The organism is Thalassobacillus devorans MSP14, assembly GCF_000496835.1.
Classification (GTDB): Bacteria; Bacillota; Bacilli; order Bacillales; family Halobacillaceae; genus Thalassobacillus; species Thalassobacillus devorans_B.
In genome coordinates this window covers 1291961-1297960 of sequence record NZ_KI543236.1, presented here as the reverse complement: position 1 = coordinate 1297960, position 6000 = coordinate 1291961, and the positions used below count along the sequence as shown (strand labels likewise).

The 6000-nt window shown below is 42.8% G+C and carries 8 protein-coding genes; all 8 read left to right on the top strand.

Going from position 1 to position 6000, the window contains the following annotated elements:
• The first annotated feature begins 63 nt into the window (after nucleotides 1-63).
• The gene (locus P855_RS0107450; RefSeq protein WP_028782980.1) at nucleotides 64-924 is read left to right on the top strand and encodes a DUF72 domain-containing protein; all 861 of its coding nucleotides are present in this window, start codon (nucleotides 64-66) and stop codon (nucleotides 922-924) included.
• Between the two features lie 725 nt (nucleotides 925-1649).
• Entirely contained in the window at nucleotides 1650-2246 is a 597-nt protein-coding gene (locus P855_RS0107440; protein ID WP_028782979.1) for an HD domain-containing protein, read from the top strand.
• Nucleotides 2247-2288: 42 nt separating this feature from the next.
• A complete protein-coding gene (locus tag P855_RS0107435; protein ID WP_028782978.1) occupies nucleotides 2289-3248 on the top strand; it encodes a thymidylate synthase in 960 nt (319 codons plus the stop codon).
• 14 nt (nucleotides 3249-3262) lie between these two features.
• Nucleotides 3263-3757, top strand: a complete 495-nt coding sequence (locus tag P855_RS0107430; protein ID WP_028782977.1) for a dihydrofolate reductase — start codon at nucleotides 3263-3265, stop codon at nucleotides 3755-3757.
• Nucleotides 3757-4356 (top strand): molybdenum cofactor guanylyltransferase, encoded by a 600-nt coding sequence (gene mobA / locus P855_RS0107425; protein WP_028782976.1) that lies wholly within the window; start codon nucleotides 3757-3759, stop codon nucleotides 4354-4356. The genes P855_RS0107430 and mobA overlap by 1 nt, the downstream gene beginning before the upstream one ends.
• Before the next feature lie 180 nt (nucleotides 4357-4536).
• Nucleotides 4537-4752, top strand: coding sequence for a twin-arginine translocase TatA/TatE family subunit (locus tag P855_RS0107420; RefSeq protein WP_028782975.1), 216 nt, complete (start codon nucleotides 4537-4539; stop codon nucleotides 4750-4752).
• Between the two features lie 25 nt (nucleotides 4753-4777).
• Nucleotides 4778-4966 (top strand): twin-arginine translocase TatA/TatE family subunit, encoded by a 189-nt coding sequence (locus P855_RS0107415; protein WP_028782974.1) that lies wholly within the window; start codon nucleotides 4778-4780, stop codon nucleotides 4964-4966.
• A 247-nt stretch (nucleotides 4967-5213) separates the two neighbouring features.
• The gene (tatC, locus tag P855_RS0107410; protein ID WP_051353165.1) at nucleotides 5214-5957 is read left to right on the top strand and encodes a twin-arginine translocase subunit TatC; all 744 of its coding nucleotides are present in this window, start codon (nucleotides 5214-5216) and stop codon (nucleotides 5955-5957) included.
• Nucleotides 5958-6000 lie beyond the last annotated feature (43 nt).

The following is a 6000-nucleotide window of genomic DNA, read 5'->3' as shown; positions in this document are numbered from 1 at the left end:
GCTGAATAGCGGGGAGATTTTTGCTACAATCAGAGAATCATGGAGTGTATGAGGTGATAAACAATGTCCATAAATATAGGAGTAACCGGCTGGGGGGACCATGATATTCTCTACGATGATCGTGTCGCCCCGGGAGACAAGCTGTCTGCTTATGCTTCTCATTTTCCGGTTGTGGAAGTGGATACAGCTTTTTACGCGATTCAGCCTGAAAAAAATTATCGGAAGTGGCTGAGTCAGACTCCTGAAAATTTTTCATTTGTCATTAAAGCCTATCAAAAGCTGACAGGTCACGACCGTTCTAAGCTGACGATGCAGGAAGCGAAAGAGGTAATGGAAGAATATCGGGAATCGATTCAGCCCGTCGTGGAGGCTGGCAAGTTAAATGCACTATTGTTTCAGTTTCCTCCGTGGTTCGATGTCCGGAAAGCCCATATTAAAAAGCTGAAAACAATCAGAGAGTGGCTGCCTGATCTTCCTTTAGCACTGGAGTTCCGTAACCAGTCCTGGTTCGATCCAAAATATAAACAACAGACGCTCGATTTCATGAAGGAAGAAAAATGGATTCATACCATCGTCGATGAACCGCAGGCAGGAGAAAATTCAGTGCCGACGATCCTCGAACCCACCCATCCAGAAAAGACCTTGATTCGCTTTCACGGCCGGAACGTTCATGGATGGAACCGCAATGGCCGGGAAGGTAAAGACTGGCGTGCTGTTCGCTTTCTTTATCGGTATAACGAGGAAGAATTAGAAGAATGGGTGGAAAATATAAAAAAACTCGAGCAGCAAACCAAGGACATCACCATCTTTTTTAATAATAATTCTGGCGGCGATGCTGCAGCTAATGCCAAACAGTTGATTGACATGATGGATATAAACTATGAAAATCTTAACCCTAGACAAATGGACTTATTCAACTTTTAGGCTTTGTTAAACGTTATTGTTGAATTTTCATAACATTCGACTGGAGGGCCGTAAAGTCGAAGACTTGATTTCGAGATGTTTGTCTGAATAGCGGTCCGGTGGGGAACGACTCCCTTTCCGCGGGCATGCGCTGAGCCTCCTCAGACTTCGTCTTCCGGGGTCTCACCTGTCATTTTCATCCCGCAGGAGTCTCGCCGTTCCCCTCCGGACCTTGCCATAGAAAGTTCTCGAAATCACACTTGTGAAACCGCCCTAGGATGTTGAAAAAAGACGCTGTCCCCTTTGTATACTTTGTAAATGCAACAGTATGAAGGTAGTTGGACATTCTTTCTCTTTTTGAAGGGGCCGTTTATTACTAAACTCGCTGGATGGGAAGGGAAACGGCGAGACTCCCGCGGGAGAAGGGGCTAGGCGAGATCCCACAGGGCGCAGCCCGAGAAGCTTGCCAGGTCCCCCGCAGGAAAGAAATGAATGCGTAATCGCCTTGGGAGGCACGACACGCATAAGCAGAACAGCAAATGGGAAGGGCTCTTTCTTCCCGTTGATGGACTGCTTATGTCGCGAGTGTCTAGGCGATGAAGCTGGAAAGCAAGTCGTTTCCAACCATCCCATTACTCTCATGGTAACGGGTCCAACTATCTTGAAGCTGAGTCTCCAGCAATCGGGAGCTTAACTGTAAAATCAACACTGAGATTTAACAGAACCAATTCTTAAGGAGAAGTTTAATGAATGAAAGCAATGTAATAGAAAAAATCGAATGCTATGTTAAGGAATTGTTTGAAGACGATGTAACAGGGCATGACTACTTTCATATGAGACGGGTAGCCAGACAAGCACGGGAACTGGCTGAACAGGAAGGGGCAGATTCTTTTTTTGCCGAAGCAGCCGGATGGCTGCATGATATTGGAGATGCTAAATTATTTGATGATCCTACGCATGCACAAAAAGTGATGAACGACTATTTGAAAGAACTTAATGTGCCCGCTGAAAGAATCGCTGACATCGAAGCGGCTATTGAGGATGTATCTTTTTCAAAAGGAAAAGTACCTGATTCACTCGAAGGCAGAATTGTACAGGATGCTGACCGTCTTGACGCCATCGGTGCAATAGGTATTGCGCGGACATTCGCTTTCGGTGGGGCAAAAGGTCAGTTGATTTATGATGAACAACAGGGAAGGACATCCATTCAGCATTTTTATGATAAATTGTTAACCCTGAAGGACAAAATGAATACCGAGTCTGCAAGGTTGGTTGCTGTAGAACGCCATGCATTTATGGAAGCGTACTTGAAACAATTTTATCGTGAGTGGTACACAGAATAATGTTAAAATGGGAGAAAAGAATTCGACAAGGAGTGACTGGATATGACAACTGGAGAGCGGGGCTATTTAGAGATGTGCCAGGATGTATTGGAAAATGGAACAAAAAAAGGTGATCGGACTGGAACTGGTACATATTCCTCTTTTGGTAAACAACTTCGGTTCGACCTGGCTGAAGGTTTTCCACTGTTGACCACAAAGCGTGTCCCTTTCCGCCTGATAGCTAGTGAATTACTATGGTTCATACAAGGTGACACCAATATTCGTTATCTTTTACAGCATAATAATAATATTTGGAACGAATGGGCTTTTAAAAAATGGGTCGAGAGTGATGAATATGATGGACCTGATATGACGGATTTCGGTATTCGAAGTCAACAGGATGAAGCATTCAACACGATATACCAGGAGCAGATGAAACGTTTCAAACAGTTGATTTTAGACGATGATCGGTTTGCGGAAACTTTTGGTAACTTAGGTTCTGTATATGGCAAGCAATGGCGAGCCTGGAAAACATCCCAGGGAGATACATTGGACCAGCTTCAGGAGGTAATCGAAAATATCAAAAATAACCCTGATTCCAGAAGACATATCGTTACGGCATGGAACCCGGAAGATGTGCCTTCTAATATGGCTTTGCCGCCGTGTCATACGATGTTCCAATTCTATGTGGCGGATGGAAAACTTTCCTGCCAGTTGTATCAGCGCAGCGGAGATATCTTCCTCGGCGTCCCGTTCAATATTGCAAGCTACGCCCTGTTGACTTATCTGGTAGCCCATACGTGCGGGCTAGAGCCGGGAGAGTTTATCCATACTTTGGGGGATGCTCATATATATACGAATCATACCGAACAGGTGAAAACCCAATTGAGTCGGGAACCGAAAGCATTTCCGAAGCTGAAACTGAATCAAGAGAAGACGTCCATCTTTGACTTTGAAATGGAAGACATGAAAATAGAGGGGTACGACCCACATCCAGGCATTAAAGCACCTGTTGCTGTTTAGAAGGGAGCATGGAAATGATATCACTACTATTTGCAATGGACCGGAATCGGGTCATGGGAAAGGACAATGACCTGCCCTGGCATTTGCCGAATGATTTGAAATTTTTTAAAGAAAAAACTATCGGACATACCATTATAATGGGAAGGAAAACCTATGAATCGTTCAACCGCCCATTACCGAAAAGGGAGAATGTCATCCTGACAAAAGATGAGACTTACAAGCAGCCAGGGTGTAAGATCATCCATAATATCAGCGAAATTGTGAAGTGGAATGAAGAAAAACCTGATACGGAGTGGTTTGTCATCGGCGGGAGTGTATTATTTGAACAGATCCTTGATCAAACAGATCGGATGTATATGACTTACATCGATGAAACATTTCAAGGAGATACCTATTTCCCGGAGTACCAGGAAGATGAGTGGAAATTGACGCATGAAGAAAAAGGAATCAAGGATGAAAAAAATCCATATGATTATTATTTCCGTACGTATGACCGGGTGACTAGATAATGCCTGACTATTGCGGTGTCTTACTAGCCGGCGGGCAGTCAAGCAGAATGGGAACCGATAAAGCATTGCTTAATCTGGGAGGACTAAAGACAGTCCAATGGGTGGATGAAAGACTCCGAAAGGTAACAGATCAGAGGGTGATCATCACCAACCGGAAGGAACGCTTTTCTTTTGTGGACATTCCTTCTTACCCGGATGTATTTGAAGGAGAAGGGCCGATGGCGGGACTGCATGCCGCCATTCACTATCGTTCCTCTGATTATTACCTGCTATCCGCCTGTGATACTCCGTTCCTTTCTCCTCATGTCTATGCAGTTTTGAAACAACAAGTGGCGGGGCATGATATTGCCATTCCCGTTTTCAATGGGAAATTCCACCCGATGTCAGGCGTTTATTCAGCAGAGGTTTATAAGAAAACAGGAGAGCTGTTAAAGCAGGGTAAGCGAAGCATGAAGGCGCTATTCGACGAAGCAGATACCGTGTTTGTCGACCATTTTCCCTCCATGGATAAAGTTGAACTGGAGCGGCATTTTTTTAATATGAATTACCCGAGTGACTATGAGAAAGCGCAGGAAATTGTAAAAATAATCAAGAGTTGAAAGACATGGCTCGCTTTCCGTGATAGAATGTAGTTGCTTGAGACAAGACTTGCATAAACAATCGAACATTTTATGACAACAGTGAAAAAACTACAGTATTTCAAGTGCGGAACCGTTATAATGGGACCATGAGAAATAGTTTCGATCATGTACTCTATTTTGGGAAGGATGGTGAAAGGAATGTTATCAAGTATCGGTGTACCAGGGTTGATTTTGATTTTAGTCATTGCGTTGGTTATTTTCGGCCCATCAAAACTTCCTGAAATAGGTAAAGCTGCTGGCCAGACTTTAAGTGAATTTAAAAAGTCAGCGAAAGATATGACTGGCGATTTAGCCAGTGACGTTAAAGAAGTAAAACAAGCTTTCAAGGATGATCACCAATCATCGGGCAAATAAATAATCTCACTTAGAGGTGATAGTTATGTTCAGCAACATCGGCGTTCCTGGTCTTATATTGATTTTGGTTATTGCATTAGTCATTTTTGGCCCATCCAAGCTGCCTGAAATAGGTAAAGCGGTAGGCAGTTCCTTAAAAGAGTTCAAGAAAGCCACCAATGATATGATGTCCGATGATGATAAAAAGTCGGACGATAAAAATGAAAACAAATAACAAATAATAAAGTATACGGTGAAGGTGTAAGGGGCGACCTTGCATCTTCTTTACTTGTCGGGAGATATTAATTGTCGTGTATCCCGGCAATAGAGCTGAAAGCCTGACAGTCCTGCAAAATGGAGATTACATCCTTTCATGCTAGTCTAGTCAACAGGCATTGATACATAGTGTTTGGGTTTTTATAGGAACGGTTCATCAGGAGGTGTGGAAGGTGAAAAAAGAGAAACAAATAGAAGATGTCGAAATGAACTTGACCGATCATTTGACTGAACTGCGAAAGCGGATCATTTGGACGCTTGTCTCTTTTGTGGCCTTTTTTATTACTGGATTCATTTTTATTAAAGATATTTATCAGTTTTTTGTCAGAGACCTGGCATTCGACTTACATGTAACAAGTCCGGGTGAAATTATCTGGATATATTTCACAATGGCAAGCATTGTCGCTTTGATTGGTACGCTGCCAATTCTGAGCCTGCAAATCTGGCTGTTTGTCAAACCTGCTTTGACGCCAAAAGAAACAAAGGTTTCTCTTTCTTATATCCCAGCTATATTTTTATTGTTTTTAGCTGGGTTGACTTTTGGTTACGTCATTTTTATCCAATTGATACTTCCGTTCTTGTTGTCATTGAATGATGGCATGTTCAATGAAATTTTCACAGTCGATCGTTACTTCAAGTTTCTGTTTCGGGTGACCATCCCGTTTGCCATCTTATTTGAAATACCTATCATCACGATGTTTTTAACAAGCCTGGGCGTTATCAACCCTGTTTTGTTAGTGAAAATCAGAAAGTATGCGTATTTTGTTTTGATCATCATAGGGACCATGATTTCGCCGCCTGATTTCATTTTACAGCTGGTAGTAGCCGTTCCTTTGATTTTCTTATATGAAGTGAGTATCATACTTTCCCGCGTGGTGTATCGCAAAAAATTAAAGCATCATCGCCAATTTATGGAGCAGGATTTCGAAGATGATGAATATGGAAACTAATCAAAAACCCGCTGTTCCTTGAGACAGCGGGTTTTTTAAATAA